Genomic DNA, 26,465 nt, shown 5'->3' with positions numbered 1-26,465 from the left:
CATCCGCTAACAAGAGAGTTGGTGATTTGTTAAATATTGTTCTATGGTGTAATGGTAGCACAACAGATTCTGGTCCTGTTTGTCCTGGTTCGAATCCAGGTAGAACAACGTTTAAAGTTTACTTGACAATTTTGTAGAGATTGTTCTATGGTGTAATGGTAGCACAACAGATTCTGGTCCTGTTTGTCCTGGTTCGAATCCAGGTAGAACAACATAAAAAAAAGCCTCGTTATTCTATAAGAGTAGCGAGGCTTTTTGTTGTAGATATCATGTTTTTATTTGTAACGAAGCCATTTGGACATCTCCTTTATACTGGGTTTCTTACCATACATGAGAATGCCTACACGGTATATTTTGGCGGAAAACCAAGTGAAACCGATGGATGATATATACAAAAATCCAATAGAAAGTAGTATTTCCCACAAAGGCACCTCAAATGGCACCCGGACCATCATCACGATCGGAGAGGTGAAGGGGATCATGGAGCACCAGAAAGCTAATGGTCCGTCAGGGTTTTCCATGCTATAGATTCCCGCATAGAGGGCAAAAACCAAAAGAAGCGTGACTGGTAGCATGAATTGTTGCGTGTCTTCTTGGCCGTCTACAGCTGATCCGATAGCGGCGAATAAAGAAGAATATAATAAGTAGCCGCCTATGAAATAAGCGATAAACAAGATGCCTATCTCGGTGAAGTTAATCGTATGAAGCATCTCTATCCATTCATTTCCATGCTGCTGGGCTGCGATAGCCGTCATGTTAGGGGTTGTGTTAAGTGCCATGCTTGATTGCAAGATCTCGCTTTCCATACCTCCTCCCAAAAAGAAAGTTCCCCCGGTGATGAGAATAAAGGTCATAACCGCCCAAAGGAATACTTGCGTAAGCCCGACAAAACCGATTCCTATAATTTTACCCATCATTAAGTCGAAAGGTTTGACGGACGAGATCATAATCTCGATGATCCGGTTCGTCTTTTCTTCCATAACCCCTTGCATGACCATTCCTCCATAGATTAGGATGAACATATAGATAAGCATGGTGAAAATTACTCCGGTTATGGATGCCACTACGGACGAGGATTGCTTTTCGCTTCCGTCATCCCCCCATTTGATCGTTTGTATGTTGAAATCTACTTTACTTTCTTTTATGATCTCTTGTAGATTGGGGATATTGAATGTTGCCAGTTTGTCACTCTCTATCTGCTTCTTTAATGTCATATTGACGAGTCGGCTCAAATCCGCCGGGATTTGTTTCTTGGAATAGAGGGTTGCGTTTTTCGGATTTTTCTGCAAGTCGTCGGAGATGTTGAGAAATGCGAATATCTCCTTTTCCGACATTTGCCTGTACTTATCCATATCTTTGTCGCCGTTGATAAAACGATAGCTTTCCGTATCCTCGAACAACGGGGCGTATTTGCCGGTGGCGTCGAGTATGGCGACTGTATGAACCTCATCTCCCTTGATGGAAGAGAGCCATAGGGGGACGAACGCAAGTGCAGCGAATAGAAACGGTGTGAGGAACGTGAGCAGGATAAATGACTTTTTACTTACTCTCCGGAGATATTCCCGTTTGATGATTAATCCAATTTTGCTCATACCTTTGATGTGTTTGTACCGGAAACGGTGTTGATAAAAATGTCATTCATAGAAGGGATCTCCTCCGTGAAGGAAAGAATCTCATATTGGGACGCCAGCCGGGTAAGCCAATCGGAGTTACTGATATTTTCTTCCTTGCGTATCCTTAACTCCTCAATACCTCCAGTCTCCTTGCGTACATTTAATATATAGGTATTACTCTTAAACCGTTCCCGTACCTCCTTGACATTGCCGGACAGGACGACCTCAGAGCGATTGATTAAAGCAATCTCGTCACAAATCTCCTCAACGGAGGACATGTTGTGAGTTGAGAATATAATGGTATGTCCGGCCGCCTTCAATTCCAATATCTCTTGTTTAAGGCGATCGGCGTTGACCGGATCGAATCCGCTAAATGGCTCGTCAAAGATCAATAGCTCGGGTTCGTGTATCACGGTAATGATGAACTGTACTTTCTGCTGCATACCTTTCGACAGCTCTTCCAGTTTGCGATTCCACCAAGGCATGATGTCAAATTTCTCGAACCAACGGGTCAAACGACTGCGTGCCTCTGGGTAGGAGAGACCTTTCAATTGTGCCAGATAGATCGCCTGCTCCCCGACTTTCATCTTTTTATACAACCCTCTCTCTTCCGGCAAGTAACCGATCTGGTAGATGTCTTCCGGGCTGGATTCATGGCCGTTGAAGCGAACGATTCCGCTATCCGGTGCCGTAATCCGGTTGATGATCCGGATCAAGGTCGTCTTGCCCGCCCCGTTAGGCCCCAGTAATCCAAAGATAGTTCCTTGAGGAACTTGGATACTCACCTTGTTTAGTGCCAGATGTCCGGCGTACTGTTTTACCACGTTTTCTGTCTCAAGGAAATTCATAGATGTTTTTTATTACATTTTTAATACGATACGCTCACCCAGCTCTTTGCAGAGCACGTTCTTGATCTCGTTGAGGTGGGCATTCTGTTTCATTAAATCAAAGATCAGCTCCATGTCTCCCTTGTTTTGAGCCTCTTTGATTTTCGCTTGGATATCCTTTATCTTATAGAGGATATAGGCATCTTTCATGGAATAGATTTCCCGGGGTACCAAGTAATCCAATTTATCTTCTTCTTGCTCTAGTTCCCTGAACTTCGTATGATATTTACTAAGCTGGTACTTATCGCTAATAAGGTTGGCGGCAAGCCGGCTGATGTTCGGGTCCGGATGGGCAAGGAAATAACGACTGGCCATAAAGCCCTCGTTTTGACAATGTTCAGCAGCTTCGTCCAGCATTTGTTTGAAGGCTGGCGTATAAAACGTAAGGTCATCACGTTCCAGATCGAAACGGATATAATCGGCGACCCTCATGATGACATGCTCGTTGGTCTCCTCATCTACGTAGTCATAGAGGACACGTTCGCCATATCGTACGATATAGCGCAGAAGAGCCAACTCATAAGCCTCAAAAGGAGAACGTTTCGGTTGGACCTGTATGTTGGGAGCCGTCGGAACCTCGTAGGGAGGAGTAGGGGGCGGACCCGCTTCCTCTTCCGGAATATAGTCCTCGGGCAGTGGAGGCGGAATATTTTCCGGAGGAAGGGTATTCGCCTCTTCCGGTGTATACGGTTGGTAGCCGGGGAAATCCGGATACTCAGGGATCGTATTGGCTGGAGGTTGAACGGGCGGTGTATTCCTTACGGATTTAGCCGCTTGGTTCTCTTCCTTGTTGAGACGGATCTTATTGACCTCGTTGAGTAAGACTTGCTCGTCTATCTCCATGGTCGTACTACATTCCCGGATATACACGGAGCGAGCGATATTATCAGGTATAATCGCTACCGTACGGATAATATCCGAGATCAGGGCGGAACGTTTGATCGGATCACCCCCCGCTTCCGCCAATAGTAACTTTGTCTTGAAACGGATGAAATCCGTCTCGTTCTGGCTGATAAACTCTGCGAACTCGCTCGCGCTATGGCTACGGGCAAACGAGTCCGGATCTTCTCCCGCCGGAAGAAGCACGACCTTGACGTTCATCCCTTCTTCCAATAACATATCGATACCCCGGAGGGCCGCTTTGATTCCGGCGGCGTCTCCATCGTATAATACCGTGATATTATTCGTGAAACGATGTATGAGCCGGATTTGCCCTTGCGTGAGCGCCGTACCCGAGGAGGCAACCACGTTTTCTACGCCCACTTGGTGCATACCGATCACGTCCATATATCCTTCCACCAAGAAACAGCGATCCTGTTTCATGATTGCTTGCTTGGCGAAATAGATGCCGTAAAGCTCGTTGCTTTTATGATAAATCTCGCTTTCGGGGGAGTTTACATACTTTGCGGTCTTCTCGTCCTTTTTCAATACACGTCCGCCGAATGCCACGACCTTTCCGCTTAACGTATGGACGGGAAAGATAACACGTCCTCGAAAACGATCATTCACGTTTCCGTTATCATAAGTGATAACTAAACCGGTTTTCTCGAGGAATTCCTTTTTATAACCTGCTTTTATAGCGGTTTTGTATAAAGCATCCCGCTGGTCCAAGCTATACCCGAGCTGGAATTTACGGATGATATCTTCCCTCAATCCTCGCTCGGCGAAGTAGCGCATACCTACGCTTTTCCCTTCAACATGCTCATGTAATAAAGTAGAGAAGTATTGCCCCGCCCAACTATTGACGATAAGCATACTTTCCCGGTCGCTACGGATTTGTTTCTCTTTCTCGGTAAGTTCCCGTTCCTGTATCTCTATATTGTATTTTTTCGCCAGAAAGCGTAAAGCGTCGAAATAGCTGAGTTGCTCATGTTTCATGATGAAGTGAACGGCGGTTCCACCTTCTCCGCAAGCGAAACACTTACAGATATTCTTTGAGGGGGATACGTAAAAAGACGGTGATTTGTCCGAATGAAACGGGCATAATCCTACATAGTTGATCCCTCGTTTCCGAAGAGTCACGAATTCAGAGACAACATCCACGATGTTCGCCGCATCCAATATCCGGTCTATGGTAGGTTGATCGATCATTTTAAATTACTCCTTTTTTAGCGAACACAAATGTAGTGAAAAATAACCAAACACAAACAAGAGCCAATGTTTGCTTGTGTTTAGTTATTTTTCCCTATATTTGCAACGTGAAACGAATGCTACTCGCCAAGTACGCCTTCCAACTTATAAGACTATATTTTGTAACTGATTGGATATTAATAGAATATATATCCTTTCAGGACTAGAAGAATTATCCATCATCCTGTGGAACATCCTTTGACAGACAATTGGTTCGTATTGCGAGACCTGACCCGTCCCAATGCTAAACGCCCGGCCTATAGGTTGCTGGAGGAAAAGGGCATAGAGGTTTTCACTCCTATGCGTTGGCAGTTGGTCGAGAGGAAGGGTAAGCGGATTCGTGAGGAGGTTCCTCTTCTGCACGATTTACTTTTTGCCCATACTACCCGTACCTGTATGGATCCAATCGTAGAAGAGATCAGTACCCTCCAATATCGTTATTTGCGTGGTGGCTACCGTAAGCCGATGACGGTAGGCCATGCGGAGATGAACCGTTTTATCCGTGCTGTCCATTCCGATGATTCCCCACGCTATTTCTTGGTTGAAGAATTAACTTCTGCGATGTACGGTCGCATGATCCGTATCGAGGGTGGCCCATTGGATGGCTACGAGGGTCGTTTACTCTCTATACGGGGTTCCCGTGTGAAACGTTTGATCGTAGAGATACCAGGTCTGTTGGTTGCTGCTGTAGAGGTCGATCCTGAATATATTCGATTACTATAACGTATATGGATAGAAGTCGAAATCCACACTTTCCGATGCTTTCGGTTTCATTCCGGTTGTTTTGTTTAAGTCATTTCCTAAGTGAATAACTAGCGGCTTGTCAAGTGAATAACTAACGGCTTCAGTTCCCGTTTACGGTTCACTGAGATAATGGATGATAAAGCTTGTTTGTTTAGACTTAAATGTCTATTTGTTAGTGTTATAGTGCGCCTTTTTAACTCGGTGAGTAGGTTGAGGGTATGCTTCATCTCTCTCAGTTCTGTGAACACATTGCGGTTCACGGAGCAAAGCGATATTGACCTCTTGATAGAGTTTGATCCGGCCATCACTATAGAGGAGTATGCGGATAATTATTTTTTCCTTACGAGACCGATTCGTTAAGTTATTCAACAATCCATTCGGAGGATTCAATTATTCTTTAATGCATTTGTCTTTAGAACAAAAAGAGCCATTTGCGGGAACTCGTATGGAAAAATCCATAAATAAAGATTTGATTTATGTATAAATGAAAAGATTCAGGGCGAATTTTGGATTTGATAGACATATATACTAACCTTGCCTAAGGAGTATATCTTCTATGTTCGGAGGAGATATCTCCTTGGGCTAGGTAAGTAGTACTTCGCATGTGTAATCTCGTAAGTACTCAATTTATGAAAGCTGAGCAAAAAAGTATGTTAGGTGACTTGCGCCATGCACTTAAGATACTTTTATTGTAAAAAAAATATAAATCCTTAACTTACTCGACTATGCGGACCTCCTTTTAGGAGCATACTGTGTACAATAATAAGAAAAAATCACTTTTTAACGAAAAAAAAAACTTAGTGAGCTATCTAGTTGATATTTAGTGTGGTGGAGGTGATAGGGCGCTTGCTATACGCCTTATTCCGAGACTAAAGAATCAAATTAAATCTATAATACATGAACATAGCGATAGTAGGTACTGGCTACGTAGGCTTGGTATCCGGAACTTGTTTTGCCGAAATGGGTATTGACGTGACTTGTGTGGATGTGAATGAAGAAAAGATCCAATTCTTGCTTGATGGACAGATTCCTATCTATGAACCTGGCTTAGAGGAGTTGGTAAAGCGTAATGTAGAGGCGGGTCGATTACATTTCACTACGGATTTGTCCAGTTGTTTGGACAACGTGGAAGTGGTGTTCAGTGCCGTGGGCACACCTCCTGATGAGGATGGTAGTGCCGATTTGAAATATGTCTTGGCTGTAGCCAAGACGTTTGGGCAGAATATCCATAGATATACCATATTAGTTACTAAATCTACTGTACCGGTAGGAACGGCCCAAAAAGTGAAGGAGACTGTACGGGCTGAGTTGGAGAAACGTGGCGTAGATATAGTGTTTGATGTGGCCTCCAACCCCGAGTTTTTGAAAGAAGGGACTGCGATTAAAGATTTTATGACACCAGACCGAGTTGTCGTTGGCACTGAGAGTGAACAGGCCAAGAAAATCATGAGCCGTCTTTATAAACCGTTTATGCTAAGTGGAGAGCGTATGATTTTTACGGACATACCCAGTGCTGAGATGATTAAATATGCTGCCAACTCCATGTTGGCCACCCGGATCAGTTTTATGAATGACATCGCCAACCTCTGTGAGTTGGTGGGTGCGGACGTGAACATGGTACGCAAGGGGATAGGCTCGGATACCCGTATCGGGAAAAAGTTTCTCTACGCTGGGTGTGGCTATGGGGGTAGTTGTTTCCCGAAAGACGTGAAGGCCTTGATCAAGACCGCCGAGAAAAGCGGTTACCCGATGCGGGTTCTGAAAGCGGTGGAAGAGGTGAATGAGTCGCAGAAATCCATCCTTTTTAATAAATTGATGAAACACTATGCGGGACAATTGAAGGGTAAGACTATCACTTTGTGGGGGTTGGCTTTTAAGCCGGAGACGGATGATATGCGTGAGGCTCCCGCATTAGTGTTGATTGATAAACTTCAGAAAGCCGGTTGTAGGGTGAAAGTGTACGACCCGATTTCCATGACGGAATGCAAACGCCGTATTGGTGATATCGTAACCTATTGTAAGGACATGTATGAGGCGGCTCTCGATACTGATGCCTTGTTGCTGGTTACCGAGTGGAAAGAGTTCCGTATGCCGAGTTTGGCTGTTTTGGCGAAGACCATGAGCCATAGAGTGGTGATTGATGGCCGTAACATTTACGATGCGGAGGAGATGCATGAGAATGGCTTCGCTTATTATAAAATAGGATAAAAAGAGGCTATGAAAGTATTAGTGACTGGAGCGGCGGGGTTCATAGGCTTCCATACCGTGAGGCGTTTGCTGGAACGAGGGGATGAAGTCGTTGGGCTCGACAGTGTCAACGACTACTATACGCCTGAATTGAAGTATGGTCGTTTGGCAGAGACTGGTATTGGTCGTGAGGAAGTGGATTGGTATAAATTTGTGCGAAGTGTAAAATATCCTCTCTACCGTTTCATCCGTATGAACTTGGAGGACAAGCAAGCCATACAGATGTTGTTTGCGAATGAGAAGTTTGACAAAGTAATCAATTTGGCAGCTCAGGCCGGAGTACGTTACTCCATCCAGAATCCGTATGCCTATGTAAGCAGTAATGTGGATGGCTTCTTGAATATTTTGGAAGGATGTCGCCACAATGGTATACAACATTTGGTCTATGCCTCATCCAGTAGTGTTTACGGATTGAATGGCAAGGTCCCTTTTAGTGAGCATGATAGCATTGCCCATCCAGTGAGTCTTTATGCGGCCACTAAAAAAAGCAATGAGCTGATGGCGCATACCTACAGCCATCTGTATGGCATTCCTACTACGGGATTACGCTTCTTCACAGTGTATGGTCCTTGGGGACGACCGGATATGTCTCCGTTCCTTTTTACGGATGCGATCTTGAACCATCATCCCATCAAGGTGTTCAACCATGGTGATATGCTGAGGGACTTCACCTATATTGATGATATAGTGGAGGGAGTGATCCGGGTATTAGATCATACGGCCACTCCAAATGTCGATTGGAGAGCTGAACAACCCGACCCTGCGACCTCGTCTGCTCCTTATCGGGTCTATAATATCGGTAACTCACACCCCGTGCGTTTGATGGATTTCATCGCTGCCATTGAAATTGCCTGTGGTCATGAAGCGGAGAAAGAGTTCCTTCCGATGCAACCCGGCGATGTCTATCAGACGAACGCTGATACCGCACTGTTGCAAAGTGAGCAAGGATATAAGCCCTGTACATTGATGATGGAAGGAGTAAAAAAAACGGTGGAATGGTATATTAAGTATATGCGAGGAGTGGTTGATAATTGAAAATGATAGGATATCTATATCTATTGATATTTTCTATTATTCAAACAAAAGTCCATTGTTATATCTTTTAATCGTAAGATTTTTTGATTCTATTATGTGTTTAAATCCTTGTGAAGATCTAAGTGCTAAAACACTTAAATGCCAAACAAAAAAAACTGCTATTCTAATATCATGTTTTGATTGGTATGTTAATCGATTGAAATATATAGATAAATATTTGCAGGATAGAGGATACTCAACTTTAGTGTTGATATCAGATTTTAATCATAGTATTAAAAAAAATGATACTCATTTGAACTATGTAAAAAATTTGAGATATATTCATGTTCCGCAATATGAGAAGAATGTTTCTATTAGAAGACTATGGTCTCATTGGTGTTTTACAGGAAATATACGGTATTTTATAGAAAATAAGAAACCAGATTTTGTATATTGTTTAGTTCCTCCAAATTCGCTTGTTAAAGGCCTTGTAATCCTCAAGAAGAAGCAAGGATTTAGATTGGTTTTTGATGTTATAGATTTATGGCCTGAGAGTTTTCCTAAAAACTGTACAAATTCATATCCTTTTTCTGTATGGAGAAATTACAGAGATTTATATATAGATAAGGCAGATTGTATAGTACTAGAATGTGAGTATTATATGAGAATACTTAGTAAATATGTAGATAGTGATAAAGTGAATGTGTTACGATTGATAAAAAAAACTTTACCAATAGTCAATAAAGTTGCATTAAATAAAGATTCGATAAATTTATGCTATTTAGGGTCTATTAATAGTTTAATAGATATAGAGAAAATATGCTCTATTGTTCGTGTCTTGAAAAAAATAAAATTAGTTCGAGTCAAAATAATAGGAGATGGAGAGAAAAAAGATGAATATATAAAATCTTTAAAAAAAGAAGATGTAGATGTTGAATATTATGGAAAAATATTTGATGATACTGAGAAACAAAAAATTTTTGCAGATTGTCATTTTGGAATAAATATTTATAAATCATCTATAGAAGTTGGCTTGACAATGAAGAGTGTCGATTATTTTCAAATGGGAATACCTATTATTAATTCAATATCAGGTGATACTAGAGAGTTTGTGAAAAAATATGGGGTAGGGATTAATATGGAAGATATTGAAGAAAGTGTAGTTGTTGACTTTTTAAATAGTATGGAAGATCGGAAAGCAAAGGTGGTGTCAGTGTTTAATGAGTTTATTAGTGAATATAATATAGAAAATAGACTTGCTTTTTTGGATAAATTAATTTGAAAAATATGTTTTTTTATAGTATTGGAGAGAATATAAAGAATATAATTGCTTTGATGTATACAAAATTAATATGGAAAAATGCTCGATTGGTAAGGCTTCCATTCTATGCAAGGAATCAGAGAAATATCATTATGTCTAAAGGATTTACTTGCGGTTATAATTGTAGGCTTTCTGCTGGATCCGATATTGTAGGTGGAAAAATTATATTTGGAAAGAATTTTACCATGGGTGATAACTGTCAATTAGAAAGACAAGGAGGGTTGACGATTGGTGATGATGTTTTATTAGCTTCAAGGGTATTTATAGGAACTACTAGTCATGGAAAATATGTAGGTGAGCGACAGGATAGTCCTACGACAAAGCCAAATGAACGTAAGATTTATTATCAAAGTGTTGAAATTGGCAATAATTGCTGGATTGGAAATGGAGTAGTGATTCTTTCTGGCGTAACTATAGGTAATGGTTGTATTGTGGGGGCAAACTCTGTTATTACTAAAAATATACCAGATGAATGTATGGTAGTAGGAGTCCCAGCCAGAATAATTAAGAAATATAGCAAAGATACTGGCAGATGGGAATTATATATGCCTTGATGAGATAATTAAAAAGATGTCATGTTTAGTGTAGTGATTCCTGCATATAATTGTGAGAATACAATTGTTGCGACAATAGACTCGGTTCTAAGGCAAACGAGGATAGATTTGATAGAAGAGATAATAGTTGTAAACGATGGTTCTGAGGATCAAACCGAAAAGATCGTAAATGACTACATGTTGGGATGTGAGAGAAAATATCAGTACATTAACTTTGTGTTGATATCTCATCCCAATAAAGGAGTTTCATACACAAGAAACCGAGGAATTCTAATAAGTAAAGCTGAATGGATAGCATTGTTGGATTCAGATGACATTTGGGTGGAGAATAAACTAGAGAGACAGTTTTATTTTATAGAAAAGATAAAAGGAATATGTTTTTTAGGAGCGACCTTCCCTTTATGTGTTCTTGGAAAATCTAAAGAGGGGTTATATAAATTGAATGCAAGAGAATTATGTTATCGTAATATGCCATCAACACCTTCCGTTGTTTTTAAAAAGGAAATAGGAATAGAATTAGGGCTGTTTGATGAGAAGATGAGATATGGAGAGGATATCAACTTCTTTCAAAAATTCTTATTAAAAGATAGTTATTATATTATGGCTGAAAGTCTTATAAAGCTAGGGATTGGAAAGAGCTTTTATGGAGAGAGTGGATTATCTTCTAATTTTATTTTAATGCATAAAGGTAGAAATGAAAATGTTAGAGATCTGCATAAATTAGGGCTAATTGGTAAACCTTTTATGTATTGTATGTTAGTTATGAATGAAATAAAACTAATAAGGAGGATTATAATGAGATTAATATCAAGAGCAGTAAACAGTCTAAAGAAAACGAGTAAATATTGATAATTGTTGGAAAATAAAAGGCTAGATTATGTTGTCAGAAAATACTCCGTTGATTAGTGTGATAGTACCTGTCTATAATGTTTCTGTATATTTAAGAAAATGTATCGAGTCAATTAGGAATAGTACATACATTAACTTGGAAATTATTTTGGTGGATGATGGTTCCACTGATGATAGTGGAAATATATGTGATCATTATGAAAAAATTGATGATAGGATAACGGTTATTCATAAGAAAAATGGCGGGTTGAGTTCCGCTAGAAATGCGGGATTGGATATAGCTACTGGGTTATATATTAGTTTTATTGATAGTGATGATTATATTTCTGATAAAATGTTTGAGGCAATGTTAGGAAAAGCTCTGGATATGGATGCGGATATTGTCCAATGTGGGGTATTTCGAGTAGACGAATATGGAAATTTATATAAAAAGAGTTGTGTGAAAGAATGTTGTTTAAGGAATGAGTCTGTTATTGAAAGTTTTTTTACAGCATCGCAAATACCGGTAATGTTATGTAATAAATTATTTAAAAAGCAACTAATTAGTTCTACTCGAATGGTAGAGGGTAAGAATAATGAAGATAATATGTTTATGATCGATATATTGTGCAAAATTAAGTGTTTTGTAAGTATAGAAGATGCTTTTTATTATTATTTAAATCGTTCTGATAGTATAATGAATAAAACTTTTTCAGAGAAAAAATTAGACTCTATTTTTGCATATAATTATGTTCTAAATAGAACAAATGAATTTGCTCCTTCTTTTGTTCCTTATGTGAATTATTGGAGGTGTATGAATAGTTTTTATTTATATTATGATATATGGAAAAGTAATGTAATAGATAAAAATAAATATTATCAAATTGTGGAGAAAGAGTTTCAAGATACGTATCCATATGTAAGAAAATTGAAATATATAAAATACAAAGATCGTATTCGATTGATGATTTTTAATATTAGTAGAATTAATGCTGTTAAATTGTATCATTCCTGTTTAAAGAATAGATTATGAAAAAAATACTGTTTGTTATTGGAACAATGACTAATGGGGGAGCGGAACGTGTTATATCGGTGTTGGTTACATGGTTTTGTAAACAAGGTTACGAAGTTTCTGTTACTACTATCATTGATAATAAAATAGATTATCCTCTTGATAATAGAACGCATTATTATCCTCTTCGATTTAAGGGTCGTGGTGTGCAAAGGAATATAGAACGGATAAGACAACTAAGATCTATTATGAAAAGAGCGCAAGCAGATGTGGTTGTCTCCTTTCTTTCAATTATTAATATTGCTACTTTAATAGCGAGTATAGGTCTTAATAAAAAAATTATATTATCAGAGAGGAATGATCCTTCAAAAGAACCTTTGGGGAAATTAAATCGGTTGATTCGTAATTTATTATATAGTTTTTTGCGTTGTGATAATTTTGTGTTTCAAACACATGATGCTATGATTTATTTTAATAAAAGTATACAGAATCGCTCAAATGTTATACCGAATCCTCTCTCTGTATTACCCGATATGTATGAGGGCGTAAGGAGGAAAAGAATTGTTACAATAGCAAGGTTAGAACCGCAAAAAAATATCTCATTGCTAATAAAATGTTTTTATAATATATGCTGTAGATATCCAGATTATATTCTTGATATTTACGGTAAAGGTATTCTCCTTGATGAACTGAAAATGTATACGGAGATGTTAGGTATTGGAGAAAAAGTTATTTTCCATGGTTTCGTAAAAAATCTTCATGAACATATTAAAGATGCGAGTATATATGTCATGTCTTCAAATTATGAGGGAATTTCAAATGGAATGTTAGAGGCACTAGCTATGGGGATTCCTGTTGTAGCGACAGATTGTCCTATTGGCGGTGCTAAAATGTATATAGAGCATGGTATAAATGGGCTTCTCGTTCCAGTTGGTGATGAGGAAAAATTAACAGAAGCGTTGACAGCAATGATAGAAAGACCAGAATATGCGGAGAGCTTAGGAAGAAGAGCTATAAATATTAGAAGGGATTTGAGTGTTGAAAATATAGGGTTGATGTGGAAACGTGTGATTGATGGAGGCGATGTACTACAATGAAAGCATTGGTAAGTGTAAAGAAACTTAATGCGTCTGTTATATTTCTGATGTTGAACCTATGGTTATATTTTCCTGTGGTTTTTATGATCAATGCGACTCTCTTAGGATCAGAAATTGGCTTATTTTCTTTATCATGGCTTGGGAATCTTGTTCTTATCTCATATTGCTATATATATTATAAATCAAACCATGAAATATTCACTCCATTTAATATTTTAGCTTTATTTATGGCTTTATTTAATTGGGGGCAGTGCATCATGTGGTCGTTGGGTATACATACTGATACTGAAATAGGCACAGGTGAATTATATAGTAATTATCGTATGCCTACCCCAAGTGAAATAATGAATGGACAAATGTTCACGATAGTGATGATGGCGTTTTTTCTATGTGGTGCGCTTTTTGCTAATAGTGTGATAAGTAAAAAAGAGCGTCATAGGATCTCTGACGCAAAGGAGATGAAAGTTTTGTATCGATTCTCAAAATATGTCTCATTCTTAGTCGTTCCATTGACTTTTTATAGAATATTCCAAGCGTTAGTTATCTCATTTACCCATGGCTATGCGGCTCTATATTATGGTGATTATAATATAGCAGGGGGGTGGTTGACTCAAGTTGAATATATATTTTTCCCTGTATTGGTGGGGTTGCTTATTGGGAGTAATTATGCAAAAAGCACTCGGAGGAATGTGTATATTATTTTTGGAGTGTATATGATTTTATATTTTATTTCAGGAGAACGAGGGAACTGGCTTTATAAGTTGATTTTGTTAATTTGGCTAGAGCACAAATTTTATAGACCAATAAATGCTAAAATAATTGCTAAGTGGAGTGTTTTTATTATTTTAGGTCTTTATCTTGTTTATGGAATGATAGAGTTGAGAAATACTAGTTTGTCATCAGTTACTTTTGATGAAATGTTGGATGTGGTTTCTTTAGAGAAATTTCCTCTTGTATCGGCATTCTTTGAAATGGGAGGGAATATGTCTATAATTATTATTTTGCTAATAGAAGGATCTGATATTTGGAATAATTATAATACTTATTTAGCTGCAATAATAGGGATGCCTGCGACATTTTGGTTGGAAGATTTTGGAATCAAATTTACCTATCTTGAAAATTGGTTTTCTCAAGATTTTCTTGAGATACTTTGGGGTAGTGGATTTTCATTTGTAGGAGAAGCTTTTCTTAATGGTGGTAAATATTTTGCATTTATCTATGTGGTTATATTAGGTTTTTTTATTTCTGCTGTTACAAGAGTTGATAATAAGATAGGTAGAAATAATGGAATTGCTATTGCTTTTGTCGTTACTTCATGTAATGCTTTTACTACAATGATGCGTGGAAGTTGTCATTCTTCATTTAAAGCATGGTTTTTAGGCTCCATTATTTATTTGAGTTGTGTGATTTTAATCTCAAAAAGTACGAACTTTAGAGTAAAAAATAGATCTATTATTAACAAATAAAATTGTAGATTTTATGATTCTTTTATATAATAAAATCCTTCATTTTATTTGGAGTGTTTACTCTAGATACAAGTTGAAGAATAAGGGAATTTCGATTATTTCTTGTAATTGTATTGGTGGGGTGATGTATCATGATTTGGGGCTTCCTTTTCTTTCTCCAACTATTAATCTTTATTTTGATCCGAAGGATTTTTTAAGATATGTCAAGAATTTGAGATACTATAATAGTTTGGAATTAGAAAATGTTACGTTGATGAACGATTATCCACAAGGAAAGTTAGATGATGTTTTGATTCATTTTTTACACTATAAGACATTTGATGAGGCTAAAATCTGTTGGGAAAAAAGAAAAAAGAGGATTTGTTATGATAACATATTTGTAATTATGACAGATCAGCAAAACTGTACACTAGAAGATATGAGTGAGTTTGATACGGTTCCTTATCCAAAAATAATGTTTAGCAATAAGCATATTAATTATCCGTGGTGTAAGTATATTTCGGGGTTTGAAGGAGAGAAATGTGTGGGGAATACTATTGAGTATCAAAAATATGGGAAGAGATACTATGAGCAGTTTGATTATGTTGGGTTTGTTAATAGTATTAAAAAGAAAGAATAGCATATATGATTTTTGAGGAAAATATATTTGGAAAGATTGTAACTGCAGCAAAATGGTCGATTGTGACAGAGATTTTATCTAAAATTATTCCACCTGTCACAAATATGATTTTAGCAAGAATTTTTACACCAGATGTATTTGGAATTATGGCCACTATAACAATGGTAATAACTTTTGCAGATGTGTTTGTTGAATCTGGCTTTCAAAAATTTTTAATACAGCACAATTTTTCTAATATAAAAGAAGAATATGAATATATGAGCGTTGCGTTTTGGGCAAATCTTATTTTTTCATTTATCATATGGGGAGTATTAGTTATATTTAATCAAACTATAGCTAGATTGGTTGGAAATGAAGGACTTGGATATCTTATTGTAATTACAGGCATGACAATTCCTCTATATGGAATTATAGGTATACAAGGCTGTAAGATAAAAAAAGAACTTAAATTTAAAAAATTATTTTATGTTCGATTTATTACTTCGATATTGCCACTCTTTATAACGGTACCACTTGCGTTGTTAGAATTTGGTTATTGGGCATTGATAATAGGATGCATTATTGGATCTTTTATTCAATCTTTATTATTGTTTTATGTTGGTAAATTTTTACCAATTATGTTTTTTTCTAAACAATATTTATTCCATATGTTACAGTTTGGAATTTGGACTATTTTAGATGGAATTGCTATTTGGTTAACAGCATGGATTGACTCGTTCTTAATAGCTAATTATATGTCAGATTATTATCTAGGACTATATAAAAACACTTCATCTATGATTTTTTCTTTTTTTTCGATAGTGACAGCGGCAATGATACCAGTTCTGTTTTCTGCATTGTCAAGGTTTCAAAATGATCAAGAGATGTTTAATAAGACTTTTTTAAATACACAGAATGTACTTGCACTTGCTTTACTGCCATTGGGGACTATTTTATATTTCTATCGTGCTTTTGTAACAAATATATTGTTTGGATCCGCATGGATGGAAGCGGCTGATATTGTAGGTGTTATGGCTATAACAACTGTGGTTAGGATTCTTTTTGTGAGTATCTATAGTGAAGTCTATCGGGCAAAGGGGAAATTTTACTTGCCATTGATTATGCAGCTAGTAGATTTGTGTGTACTGGTCCCTATATGTGTAATTTCTGTGAAATATGGTTTTTGGGCACTTGTTTATGCGAGATCATTTGTACGGCTTGATTTAATAGTTCCTATGCTTGTTGTTACTAATATACTTTGCGGTATTACACCTTTAAATACAATAAAAAATGTTTTAAATCCTTTTATTGCAACTGTATTTATGATAATTTGTATATTAATTATGCAGAGTGTATATGAATCTTTTCTTTGGTCTATAATCTCAATATTTATAAGTGCTTCTATGTATCTTTTAGTATTGTTTTTCTTTAAAAAAGAAAGATGTATGATGTTGAGTATGTTTGGAAAATTTAAATATGCTTGAAATTTGGATAGGGAGGTTCATTCACTTCATTATATGGATCATTTAGTGGATATGTGCCGTAAACGCAATCATGTTTTGTCGATTATTTGAGAGCGGCTATGTCGTGAGTTTGAAGTCGATTTTGATTTAAGTGCTTGTGATAAGAAGCATAAATGTCAAAAAATAGCCCCGACGAGACCCATCCAATACTTTGAGGCCTCACCGAGACACTACGCCAACAAATATTTCAATACACATCCGGTTTCCCCGGCTAGTATGAGTGTATACTCTGATATCCCCAGCCAGTCGGCGGCTTCGGGATGAGCTGCTGCGAACCTTGCGGTACGACAGCAAATACCTCCGTGTTCGTATTTTGCCACTAAATGCGTCGCTAATCCACCTAGATCTGTCCTAAATATTGTGTATTTCTTAAAAGCGGGTTCCCATGAATGTATTATCAAAATTGTTAAATCAGCAAAAGTGAACAAGACCCAGTACGATTAGTATTAATAGTAATTCAAAATACTGTGGATAGAAATCAGTTTCCAGATAGACGTGTTCTCATTATATACTGATTTATAAATAACGACCTTTAAATAGTAGGCTTATTGTCATTTTTAAGAGATTAATTTTGGTACGGTTACCCTATTTAATAATTCATCATGTATAAACATTTCTGGAAGAGGGTGATTGATTTCACCTTATCACTTCTTGCATTGGCTATCCTATGGCCGATCCTTTTACTTATTGCCATTTGGTTACATTTCGCCAACAAAGGCGCCGGTGCCTTCTTCTTCCAAGAGCGTCCGGGTAAGGACGGTAAGATTTTTAGGGTGATAAAGTTCAAGACGATGACGGATGAGCGGGATTCCAAGGGCGATCTTCTGTCCGATGCGGCTCGGCTTACGAAAGTAGGTAAGCTTGTCCGCTCCACCTCTCTCGACGAGTTACCCCAGTTGATCAACGTGCTGAAAGGGGATATGGCGTTGATTGGGCCGAGGCCGTTACTTATACAATATCTTCCTTTGTATAACAAAGAGCAAGCACGCCGCCATGAGGTGCGTCCGGGTATTACGGGTTGGGCGCAAGTGAATGGTCGTAATGCTATCTCGTGGGCGAGGAAGTTTGAGCTGGATGTGTGGTATGTTGATAATATCTCATTTGTGATAGACCTTAAAGTTATAGTCTTGACTATAAAGAAAGTATTATTTAGAGAGGATATCAACTCTGCGACATCAGCGACTGTGGAAGGTTTTAACGGACATAATTAATAGAAATGAAGAATATTATAATAATTGGAGCTGGTGGTTTTGGTAGAGAGTGTTATGCTATCGCACTAGCTTGTATTGAAAATGGAGCAGATTTTATTGTTAAAGGTTTTTTAGATGATAATAATGAGGCCTTAAATGGATATGCGAATTATCCTAAAATTATCGGTAAATTATCCACTTATGAGATTGAAGAAAACGACGCTTTTGTATGTGCTATAGGAAATCCTAAAACTAAAGAAAAATGCACGAACATGATTCTTGAAAGGGGGGGGGAATTTATCAATCTGATACATCCCAAAGCTACGATAGGATTAAATTGTAAGATGGGCAAAGGGTGTATTATGATGCCAAATACTCTAATCGGACAAGATGTTACAGTAGGAGATTTTGTGACATTTGATGGATATTCTTCTGTTGGTCATGATGTTCATATAAGTAGCTATAGCCATTTTAGCCCATTTGCATTTGTTGCTGGCGGCTCAAGGATCGGGCTAAGGGTTATGATTCAACCTGGTGCTAGAGTTATTATTCATAGGACGATAGGTGATGATGTTACGATTGGTGTAGGAAGTGTGGTTCTTAGAGATTTAAAGCCTGGTATTACTGTATTTGGTAATCCTGCGAAGCAGATATAGTATTAATTAATTTTAAATTATTGAAATTATGGAACTTAAAGGGTTTATTGAGAATTTTGCGGCTCAGTTCGATGAAACAGATGCTGAAGTGTTCACGACAGAGACTAATTTTAGAAATCTTGAAGAGTGGAGTTCTCTTACAGGTCTTCTAATTATTTCAATGGTTGATGAAGAGTACGGAGTGCAAATTAATGCAGAAGTTCTTCGTTCGTGTGTAACTGTTGGAAATCTTTTCGATAAAGTAAACTCTATGTTGAAATAACTCTTTGTTTTAATGAAAAAAATCAATCTTATTGAGTGTTTCGAAGAGACCGTCACAAAACATAGTGAAAAGGTCGCTGTGTGGGAAGGTCAACAATCAATTACCTTTGGCCTCTTGAAAGAGAATGCTTTACGTTTGGCACAAGTGCTTGTCAATAATAAGGATATCACTTGTTCGCCAGTAGCTGTATTCTTACCAAAGTCAATTAGGACAGTATGGGTAAACTTAGGTATCACATATAGCGGTAACCCATATATGAACCTAGACATCAAAACTCCGGCTACTCGTATTCAGAACATTCTTACTCTAATCAAACCTCAAGCTGTGATTACAGATGCGGTACATGTTAAGACTATTGAAAAGATTGTATCGGCTGATGTTGCTATTATTAATCTTGATGAGATCAGTAATGCATTAGAATATAACTATGATACAATAATGAGACGTCTTTCGACTTTAATTGATTCAGATCCTTATTGTATTATTAATACTTCAGGCTCAACAGGTACTCCTAAAGGGGTAGTGCTTAATCATAAGAGTTTTTTTGACTTCATGGTTCGTTCTGAAGAGGCTTTTCCTCTTACAAACGATGAAATATTAGGTTCCCTATCTCCAGCCGTATTTGATATCTATGTATATGAACTTTGTCTATTGATGTCGAAGTCAAGTACTATCGTATTGATTCCAGATAGTCTTTCCGCATTCCCTGCGGCTATCTTGAAAATTCTTCAAGAAAAGAAGGTTACTTATATTTTCTGGGTACCGACTATCATGGTGAATATCGCTAATATGGGGCTTCTTTCTCAAATTGAATTACCTGACTTGAAGATCGTTTGGTTTGCGGGTGAAGTATTCCCGACTAAGCAGTTCAACATTTGGAGAGAATCTCTTCCACATGTAATCTTTGCTAACCTTTATGGTCCAATCGAAATTACATTGGATTGTGTCTTCTACATTGTTAGAAGAAAAATCAAGGATGAAGAGCCCATTCCTATCGGATTTGCATATAAGAATACAGACATTCTCATCCTAGATGAAGATAATAAGCGTATTACTGAAAGTAATAGAGAAGGCGAACTTTGCGTTCGTGGAACATCTCTAGCAATGGGATATTACAATAACCCAGTGAAGACAGCAGCAGCTTTCGTTCAAAATCCTTTAAACAATTCATATCCTGAAACAATTTATCGTACAGGTGACGTTGTTTATATTAATGACCTTGGTGAGATTGTTTTCAAAGGAAGAAAAGACAGCTTGGTTAAGCACATGGGTTATAGAATTGAGTTAGGAGAAATCGAACATGTGATCATTAATACGCTTAAGTTGATTAAGAATGGTTGCGTAGTATATAACTATGCCAAAAAAGAGATTACTCTTTACTATGAGCATCCAGAGGAAATATCTCCAGCTGTATTTAGAAAGACCTTATCGGATTCTTTGCCTAAATACATGATTCCATCGGTATTCTGCCGTTTAGACGAAATACATAGAAATACGAATGGAAAGATTGACCGGTTGTACTATAAAAATTTAGTAAATGGATAATAAATTGAGGATTGCGTTTTTCGGAGAGGATTCATTTAGTACAGTGATCTTAAATTCTCTTATTAAGGCTGGTCATGAGATATGCCTAGTTGTAACACCATATTATGATAATGTAGTATATAAGAGGTTGGAGTTAATCTGTAATAGGAACGGTATACGGTTTTATCGCACTAAAAAAATTAACTCTGATCAAACAGCCTCTGTTTTGAAGGAGGCAAATCCTCAGTTATGTGTCATTTCTCATTTTGAGAGATTGATAAAAAAGCAATTACTTGATATTCCTCCAATGGGATTCATAAATTTACATCCATCTTTATTGCCTGAATACAGAGGAATGGCTCCTCAGCACTGGCCAATAATCAATGGTGAATCAAAGACTGGCGTAACAGTTCATTATGTGGATGAAGGAACTGATACTGGAGATATTATACTGCAAGAAGAAATTGAATTATTACCGACAGATTATGTTTATGATTTACAAAAAAAATGGCTAAAAATTTATGAATACATTATGGTTGAGGCAATCGATAAAATACTTTCCGGAGCGCCAACTATTAAGCAATCGCATTTAAAGGGTTTATACTATGGTAAACTTAAAATTGAAGATTGTCAAATAGATCTCTCTAGAACTACAATTGAAGTAATGCGATTAATACAAGGTGTTTCGAGACCATACTATGGAGCCCGATTGAACAACCATATTATATGGAATGCACATATTGCATCGCCATCAGAAATCGTTCTTGAATTTATTAATAAATATGAACAGGGAGGGGTGCTTTTAACGTCTGACGGTGCAATTGTAATCGATACAGTGTCCGAAGGCTAGATAATATATAATCAAACTAATGATAATACTATAGTTAGGTATGGGCATTATGGCTTTAAACCAGAGAACCTACTTGATGTAGATACATAAATAAAGAAATTAAATATCAATAAAATGAAAGCTAAAATTACTGCAATCCTTAGTGAAATTCGTCCGGAGTTTGATTTTACAAAAGATGTGAATTTCATAGAAGAAGGTATGTTGGACTCATTTGACGTAGTAAGCCTTGTAAGTTCTCTTGATGAGACTTTTGGCATCTCTATTAATGGTATGGATATTCTTCCGGACAATTTTTCTTCTATTGAGAATATTATAGCTTTGTTGAAGAAAAACGGAGTTGAATAATGGATTTACTCTTTAAGAATAAAAAAATTACAGGTATTTTGTCTATTGTTCCTCAGAAGGTTGTTTCTTTTGAGGAAGAGATGGCAAACTATAATTTCTCACCTGCTAAGTCAAAGAAGTTGGCTCTTGTAATGGGTTACAAACAGCACAGAATAGCTCTTGACCATCAAACATCCGCTGATTTCTGTATGCATGGACTGCAATATCTATTTGATAATAATTTTCTTAATAAAGATAGTATTGATGCTTTGTTGTTTGTATCTCAAAGCGCCGACTATATCATGCCTCCAACGTCAAATGTCATTCAAGGTCATTTTGATATGAAGACTGATATGGTTTGTATGGATATAAATCAGGGATGTGCGGGCTTTGAGTTAGGCTTGATTCAGGCTTTTATGCTGCTTGAGCAAGAGAGTATCAATAAAGTAATACTTTTGAATGCGGATGTGCTTAGTCATAAGGTGTCAAAGCAAGATCGAAATAGTTTCCCATTAATAGGAGATGCCGCAGCTATCACTATTGTTGAAAAATCAGATGATACAATACCAATTCATGTAACTTTGAATATGGATGGAAAAGGAGTATTTGCTCTTCGTATCCCTGCGGGTGGTGCTCGTTTACCTCATTCAGAGGAAACTGCTAAGATGGTTGAAGACGAGGCCGGTAATTTCAGATCTTTAGATAATCTTGTAATGGAAGGTGATCAGGTGTTTAACTTTGTCCAGCGCGAAGTGCCACCGATGATTAATCACCTTATGGAACTTACGTCAAAGAATGTTGAGGATGTAGATTTCTTTATGTTCCATCAACCAAATAAGTTCATGCTTAATAAGGTTGCAGATGCTCTTAAGATACCTTATGAAAAAATGCCTGCTAACATTGTAGAAAACTTCGGAAATTCAAGCAGTGTGACTGTTCCACTGAACATTACATTTAATCTTGGTGAAACTCTTAAATCAGAAACTAAATCTATTTGTGTGGCTGGTTTCGGAGTTGGTCTTACGTGGAGTAGTGCTTTAATGAATATAGGTAATTTAGATTTCTGTAACATAATTGAATTCTAACTATGTATAATCCATTATCATTAATAGGAAAAAAGTACCTGATTACAGGAGCAGCTTCTGGGATGGGGCGAGAAACTAGCATTGTCCTTTCTAAATTGGGGGCAGAACTTATTTTGGTAGACATCGATGAGCAAGGATTGAATGTTACTGCTGAAATGCTAGAAAATAAGTATTATGTACTTCCATTAGATCTGTCAGATATTAAATCTATAAAACCAACAATAGAGAGAGCCGTAGCTGAATTCGGTTTAATCAATGGTTTCGCTCATATTGCTGGTATTCCTTATATTACGCCTTTAAAAGGTGTAAAAGAAGAAAAAGCAGAACTTCTTTATAAAGTTAATCAGTTTGCGGCTATTGAATTAGCTAAAGTGTTTAATTCTAAAAAAGTATACGCTGGCGAATCGGGTTCAATAGTAATGATCTCTTCAGTTTATGGAGTTGTTGGTTCTGCTGCTAATGTGGCCTATGCGATGACAAAATCTGCGATTATTGGAATAACAAAGGCTCTTGCTATGGAATTGGCTCCTAAAAAGATTAGAGTTAATTGTATTGCTCCAGGTTTTGTTAAATCAAAAATGATGGCAGAGAATATTTTCAGATTTGACAATGATTATATGGAGAAACTGGATGCAATGCATCCTCTTGGGCTTGGCACTCCAGAAGATATTGCTAATGGTATTGCATTCTTATTTAGCGATATGTCTAAATGGACTACTGGTGCTACAATAAGTATTGATGGTGGTTTTACAGCCCAATAGAAATTTATGGAAAGAGAATATATATTAATTACAGGTTCTTCTTCAGGGATAGGAGAAGAAATAGCAATCAATATCTCATCCACTTGCAATGTAATTCTGAATGGAAGAGACGTAGAGCGGCTTAATACTGTTAAGACTAAATGCCATGAAGGTGATCACATTATTTGGAATTACGATTTATCGGATGTGGATAATATTGAAGACTCTCTTACTCAGTTACTAAAGGAAAAGAATGTAAAGGTTACCTACTTTGTTCATTGTGCAGGATTTATGAAGATGTACCCTCTGAAAATTGTCAAAAAGGAAATACTTCAAGAGTCATTTAATATCAATATTATTTCTGCTGCCCTTATAGCAAAAGTTCTTACTGGTAAGAAACAAAATGATAAAACATTAAAGAGTGCAGTATTCATCTCAAGCAACATTAGTAATTTCGGAGCAAAGGCATTTAGTGTATATGGCTCTGCAAAAGCTGGCCTTGATGGTTTGATGCGTTCTCTTGCTATGGAATTTGCGCCAAAAGTCCGTATTAATTCTGTATTACCAGGTGGAGTTCGTACTCGTATGACTGAGTGTATGTATCAAGATCAGGAATTAATTGACCGTATGGCTTCAACTTATCCTTTAGGTCTCGGAACAGTTACCAATATTAGTGATGCCGTTTTGTTCTTGCTCTCCGATAAGGCAAGCTGGATTACTGGTCAACAAATCACAGTCGATGGTGGTAGAACCGCAAATGTTACAGGTTAATGAATGTTAAGAGATTTGTTAATAGCCCTGTGTCATCTAATTGCTTTATTCTCTATGATGGTGTAGGTACAAATTTACCGTGTGTTATTATTGATCCGGGAAGTGAAAATAATGATGATCTGCTTAATTTCATATCGCACAATAAGCTTAATCCTGAGTTTATCATATTGACACATGAGCATTTTGATCATTGTTGGGGAGTTAACGGTTTAAGAAAAAGATATCCCTATATTAAATTGGTTTGTGCGTATGAGTGTAGTGATGCTATTCAAAGTTCTAAAGGAAATTGCTCTGTCTTTTATGATAATATAAAAGCTTTTGAGATTGTAGAGGCTGACGTTGTGATAGATAAGGATATACATTTAATGTCATGTGGGAACCTTAATATAATGATATTAAGAACTCCTGGACATTCTAAAGGTTCTATTAGTATGGTCGTCAATAATGTGATTTTTACAGGTGATGCGCTTATACCGGGTATCAAGACAGTAACTAAATTACCAAGTGCGAGTATAGATGAACAAATTAAATCAGAATCTTTCTTTAAAACATTAGAAGGATATATTATATATCCAGGACATGAAACACCTGTAAAGTTTGATACAGGTTTATTCAAGTGGTATTCAAAATAAATGAAGAAATCATACGGACTTTGAGAATAGGGGTCGTATTTTTCTCTGTTAATAAGAATCGATATTAGGTAAAGCACATTTCCAATAACAGGATTGAAGGACAGTATATTCAGTAAAGTATAATTGTATTGTTTTTGTTATAGTCGATTCGCAATTCATACGGAGCGATCTCTTTTTATGCCTATACTCAAGCGTATAGGTGGATTTCTAATTCTTGTAAACAAAATCGTGTTTTTTATGGAAAGAAGTACAATCTACCTTTGCCTCGCCCACATGAGCGGCAAAGAACAAATGTATATCAAAGAGGCCTTTGATACGAATTGGGTCGTGCCTTTAGGTCCCAACGTGAATGGATTCGAGAAGGATCTTGAGGAATTTGTTGGTGAGGATAAACGTGTAGTGGTGTTATCGGCGGGTACGGCAGCGGTACATTTAGCGTTGATAGCCTGTTGTGTGAAGCCGGGTGATGAGGTGTTGGTACAGAGCTTTACCTTCTGTGCTTCCTCGCATCCGATCACTTATTTGGGAGCTATACCTGTATTTGTGGACAGTGAGCCGCAGACATGGAACATGGATCCGGAACTATTGGAAGAGGCCATAAAGGATCGTATCAGTAAGACGGGTAAGAAACCGAAAGCAATTATTCCGGTGGCGCTTTATGGTATGCCGTATGACTGCGACCGAATTATGGAGGTGGCTAATCGGTATGATATTCCGGTAATAGAGGATGCCGCGGAGGGCTTTGGTTCTAAATACAAGGGACAGGCATTGGGTACCTTCGGGCGTTATGGCGTATTATCGTTCAATGGTAACAAGATGATCACGACCTCGGGTGGTGGTGCTCTGATTTGTCCGGACGCTGAGCAATGGCAGCGAGTGATGTGGTATGCCACGCAAGCGCGGGAGAGTTATCCTTATTATCAGCATGAGGAGATCGGATATAATTATCGGATGAGTAATATTTGTGCGGGTATTGGCCGGGGACAGATGACGGTGGCCGATGATCACATCGCTCATCATAAGCACGTGCAGGCTCTTTATGAGGAATTGCTTGCGGATGTGGAGGGTATCGCAGTACATCGGCAACCGGAAGGGGGTGACTATGACAGTAACTTTTGGCTAAGTACGATCACGCTGGATGAGCATTTGAAAGTGAGGGGGCAGGAGAATGCCTACCAACAGGTGATAACAGGTGCCGTAGGAGGTGCCGCCGGTGTGATTCACGCTGCTGGGACGGCTACAACGGACTGCCAGCCAAATGATAATGTGGAGGCTATGCGTATAGCGTTGGATCGAGCGGGCGTGGAGGCTCGCCCCGTATGGAAACCGATGCATAAGCAACCTGTCTATAAAGATTGCCCGGCTTACGTGAATGGGGTGAGCGAATCTTTGTTTAA

General features: G+C 37.6%; 26 protein-coding genes and 2 tRNA genes. 24 read left to right on the top strand and 4 right to left on the bottom strand.

What is annotated here, in order from left to right; translation table 11 throughout:
* The first annotated feature begins 37 nt into the window (after nt 1-37).
* Nucleotides 38-108: transfer RNA gene (locus DWX84_RS16590), tRNA-Gln, on the top strand.
* A 33-nt stretch (nt 109-141) separates the two neighbouring features.
* A tRNA-Gln gene (locus DWX84_RS16585) sits at nt 142-212 on the top strand.
* A gap of 63 nt (nt 213-275) precedes the next feature.
* Here DWX84_RS16585 and DWX84_RS16580 read toward each other — a convergent pair.
* Genes DWX84_RS16580 through dnaG form a run of 3 tightly spaced genes read right to left on the bottom strand, consistent with a single transcriptional unit; the run spans nt 276 to nt 4,591 of the window.
* Nucleotides 276-1,592, bottom strand: a complete 1,317-nt coding sequence (locus DWX84_RS16580) for an ABC transporter permease (protein WP_009018235.1) — start codon at nt 1,590-1,592, stop codon at nt 276-278.
* Nucleotides 1,589-2,461 (bottom strand): ABC transporter ATP-binding protein, encoded by an 873-nt coding sequence (locus DWX84_RS16575; RefSeq protein WP_008780206.1) that lies wholly within the window; start codon nt 2,459-2,461, stop codon nt 1,589-1,591. The genes DWX84_RS16580 and DWX84_RS16575 overlap by 4 nt, the downstream gene beginning before the upstream one ends.
* A gap of 12 nt (nt 2,462-2,473) precedes the next feature.
* Nucleotides 2,474-4,591, bottom strand: a complete 2,118-nt coding sequence (dnaG, locus tag DWX84_RS16570) for a DNA primase (RefSeq protein ID WP_048927668.1) — start codon at nt 4,589-4,591, stop codon at nt 2,474-2,476.
* A gap of 225 nt (nt 4,592-4,816) precedes the next feature.
* Between dnaG and DWX84_RS16565 the strand changes: the two genes are divergently transcribed.
* From DWX84_RS16565 to DWX84_RS16510, 11 genes are all read left to right on the top strand, one after another.
* Complete coding sequence (locus tag DWX84_RS16565) at nt 4,817-5,353, top strand: UpxY family transcription antiterminator (protein WP_005864958.1); 537 nt, start codon at nt 4,817-4,819, stop codon at nt 5,351-5,353.
* A gap of 918 nt (nt 5,354-6,271) precedes the next feature.
* The gene (locus DWX84_RS16555; RefSeq protein WP_048927670.1) at nt 6,272-7,582 is read left to right on the top strand and encodes a UDP-glucose/GDP-mannose dehydrogenase family protein; all 1,311 of its coding nucleotides are present in this window, start codon (nt 6,272-6,274) and stop codon (nt 7,580-7,582) included.
* Between the two features lie 9 nt (nt 7,583-7,591).
* On the top strand, nt 7,592-8,656 hold the full coding sequence (locus DWX84_RS16550) for an NAD-dependent epimerase (RefSeq protein ID WP_048927671.1): 1,065 nt from the start codon (nt 7,592-7,594) through the stop codon (nt 8,654-8,656).
* 94 nt (nt 8,657-8,750) lie between these two features.
* Nucleotides 8,751-9,917 (top strand): glycosyltransferase, encoded by a 1,167-nt coding sequence (locus tag DWX84_RS16545; RefSeq protein ID WP_141806869.1) that lies wholly within the window; start codon nt 8,751-8,753, stop codon nt 9,915-9,917.
* 5 nt (nt 9,918-9,922) lie between these two features.
* The gene (locus DWX84_RS16540) at nt 9,923-10,510 is read left to right on the top strand and encodes a DapH/DapD/GlmU-related protein (protein ID WP_048927673.1); all 588 of its coding nucleotides are present in this window, start codon (nt 9,923-9,925) and stop codon (nt 10,508-10,510) included.
* A 21-nt stretch (nt 10,511-10,531) separates the two neighbouring features.
* The gene (locus DWX84_RS16535) at nt 10,532-11,359 is read left to right on the top strand and encodes a glycosyltransferase family A protein (RefSeq protein WP_048927674.1); all 828 of its coding nucleotides are present in this window, start codon (nt 10,532-10,534) and stop codon (nt 11,357-11,359) included.
* Nucleotides 11,360-11,387: 28 nt separating this feature from the next.
* On the top strand, nt 11,388-12,371 hold the full coding sequence (locus tag DWX84_RS16530) for a glycosyltransferase (RefSeq protein ID WP_048927675.1): 984 nt from the start codon (nt 11,388-11,390) through the stop codon (nt 12,369-12,371).
* Entirely contained in the window at nt 12,368-13,447 is a 1,080-nt protein-coding gene (locus DWX84_RS16525) for a glycosyltransferase (protein ID WP_122377565.1), read from the top strand. The genes DWX84_RS16530 and DWX84_RS16525 overlap by 4 nt, the downstream gene beginning before the upstream one ends.
* 83 nt (nt 13,448-13,530) lie before the next feature.
* Nucleotides 13,531-14,913: an O-antigen polysaccharide polymerase Wzy gene (gene wzy, locus DWX84_RS16520; RefSeq protein WP_198294455.1), complete on the top strand. Its 1,383-nt coding sequence runs from the start codon at nt 13,531-13,533 to the stop codon at nt 14,911-14,913.
* A 13-nt stretch (nt 14,914-14,926) separates the two neighbouring features.
* Nucleotides 14,927-15,532 (top strand): DUF1919 domain-containing protein, encoded by a 606-nt coding sequence (locus tag DWX84_RS16515; RefSeq protein WP_048927678.1) that lies wholly within the window; start codon nt 14,927-14,929, stop codon nt 15,530-15,532.
* 5 nt (nt 15,533-15,537) lie between these two features.
* A complete protein-coding gene (locus tag DWX84_RS16510; RefSeq protein WP_048927679.1) occupies nt 15,538-16,995 on the top strand; it encodes an oligosaccharide flippase family protein in 1,458 nt (485 codons plus the stop codon).
* Between the two features lie 209 nt (nt 16,996-17,204).
* Here the strand turns inward: DWX84_RS16510 and DWX84_RS21510 are convergent, their stop codons facing one another.
* Nucleotides 17,205-17,354 carry a hypothetical protein gene (locus DWX84_RS21510; RefSeq protein WP_157395839.1) on the bottom strand — a complete coding sequence of 50 codons (150 nt, stop codon included), beginning with the start codon at nt 17,352-17,354 and terminating at the stop codon, nt 17,205-17,207.
* Nucleotides 17,355-17,636: 282 nt separating this feature from the next.
* On the opposite strand from DWX84_RS21510, the gene DWX84_RS16505 reads away from it, so the two are divergent.
* The 11 genes from DWX84_RS16505 to DWX84_RS16455 form a co-directional block, all read left to right on the top strand.
* Nucleotides 17,637-18,245: a sugar transferase gene (locus tag DWX84_RS16505; protein ID WP_048927680.1), complete on the top strand. Its 609-nt coding sequence runs from the start codon at nt 17,637-17,639 to the stop codon at nt 18,243-18,245.
* A gap of 5 nt (nt 18,246-18,250) precedes the next feature.
* Complete coding sequence (locus DWX84_RS16500; protein WP_121961383.1) at nt 18,251-18,880, top strand: acetyltransferase; 630 nt, start codon at nt 18,251-18,253, stop codon at nt 18,878-18,880.
* A 28-nt stretch (nt 18,881-18,908) separates the two neighbouring features.
* A complete protein-coding gene (locus DWX84_RS16495; protein WP_048927682.1) occupies nt 18,909-19,142 on the top strand; it encodes an acyl carrier protein in 234 nt (77 codons plus the stop codon).
* Between the two features lie 12 nt (nt 19,143-19,154).
* The gene (locus tag DWX84_RS16490; protein WP_048927683.1) at nt 19,155-20,687 is read left to right on the top strand and encodes an AMP-binding protein; all 1,533 of its coding nucleotides are present in this window, start codon (nt 19,155-19,157) and stop codon (nt 20,685-20,687) included.
* Nucleotides 20,680-21,516 carry a methionyl-tRNA formyltransferase gene (locus DWX84_RS16485; RefSeq protein ID WP_048927684.1) on the top strand — a complete coding sequence of 279 codons (837 nt, stop codon included), beginning with the start codon at nt 20,680-20,682 and terminating at the stop codon, nt 21,514-21,516. Before DWX84_RS16490 ends, DWX84_RS16485 begins: the two co-directional genes overlap by 8 nt.
* A 114-nt stretch (nt 21,517-21,630) precedes the next feature.
* The gene (locus tag DWX84_RS16480; RefSeq protein WP_048927685.1) at nt 21,631-21,861 is read left to right on the top strand and encodes an acyl carrier protein; all 231 of its coding nucleotides are present in this window, start codon (nt 21,631-21,633) and stop codon (nt 21,859-21,861) included.
* Entirely contained in the window at nt 21,861-22,925 is a 1,065-nt protein-coding gene (locus DWX84_RS16475) for a 3-oxoacyl-ACP synthase III family protein (RefSeq protein WP_048927686.1), read from the top strand. Before DWX84_RS16480 ends, DWX84_RS16475 begins: the two co-directional genes overlap by 1 nt.
* Nucleotides 22,926-22,927: 2 nt before the next feature.
* Nucleotides 22,928-23,686, top strand: a complete 759-nt coding sequence (locus tag DWX84_RS16470) for an SDR family NAD(P)-dependent oxidoreductase (RefSeq protein WP_048927687.1) — start codon at nt 22,928-22,930, stop codon at nt 23,684-23,686.
* Between the two features lie 6 nt (nt 23,687-23,692).
* A complete protein-coding gene (locus DWX84_RS16465) occupies nt 23,693-24,436 on the top strand; it encodes an SDR family NAD(P)-dependent oxidoreductase (RefSeq protein WP_121961382.1) in 744 nt (247 codons plus the stop codon).
* A complete protein-coding gene (locus DWX84_RS16460; protein ID WP_048927689.1) occupies nt 24,436-25,068 on the top strand; it encodes an MBL fold metallo-hydrolase in 633 nt (210 codons plus the stop codon). Before DWX84_RS16465 ends, DWX84_RS16460 begins: the two co-directional genes overlap by 1 nt.
* A gap of 237 nt (nt 25,069-25,305) precedes the next feature.
* On the top strand, nt 25,306-26,465 hold a 1,160-nt coding region (locus DWX84_RS16455), incomplete at its 3' end, for an aminotransferase class I/II-fold pyridoxal phosphate-dependent enzyme (protein WP_122377569.1).

It is taken from the genome of Parabacteroides sp. AF21-43 (assembly GCF_003635435.1).
Lineage (GTDB): Bacteria > Bacteroidota > Bacteroidia > Bacteroidales > Tannerellaceae > Parabacteroides > Parabacteroides distasonis.
Note: the sequence above shows the minus strand (reverse complement) of the source record. Positions and strands in the feature narration are given on the sequence as shown.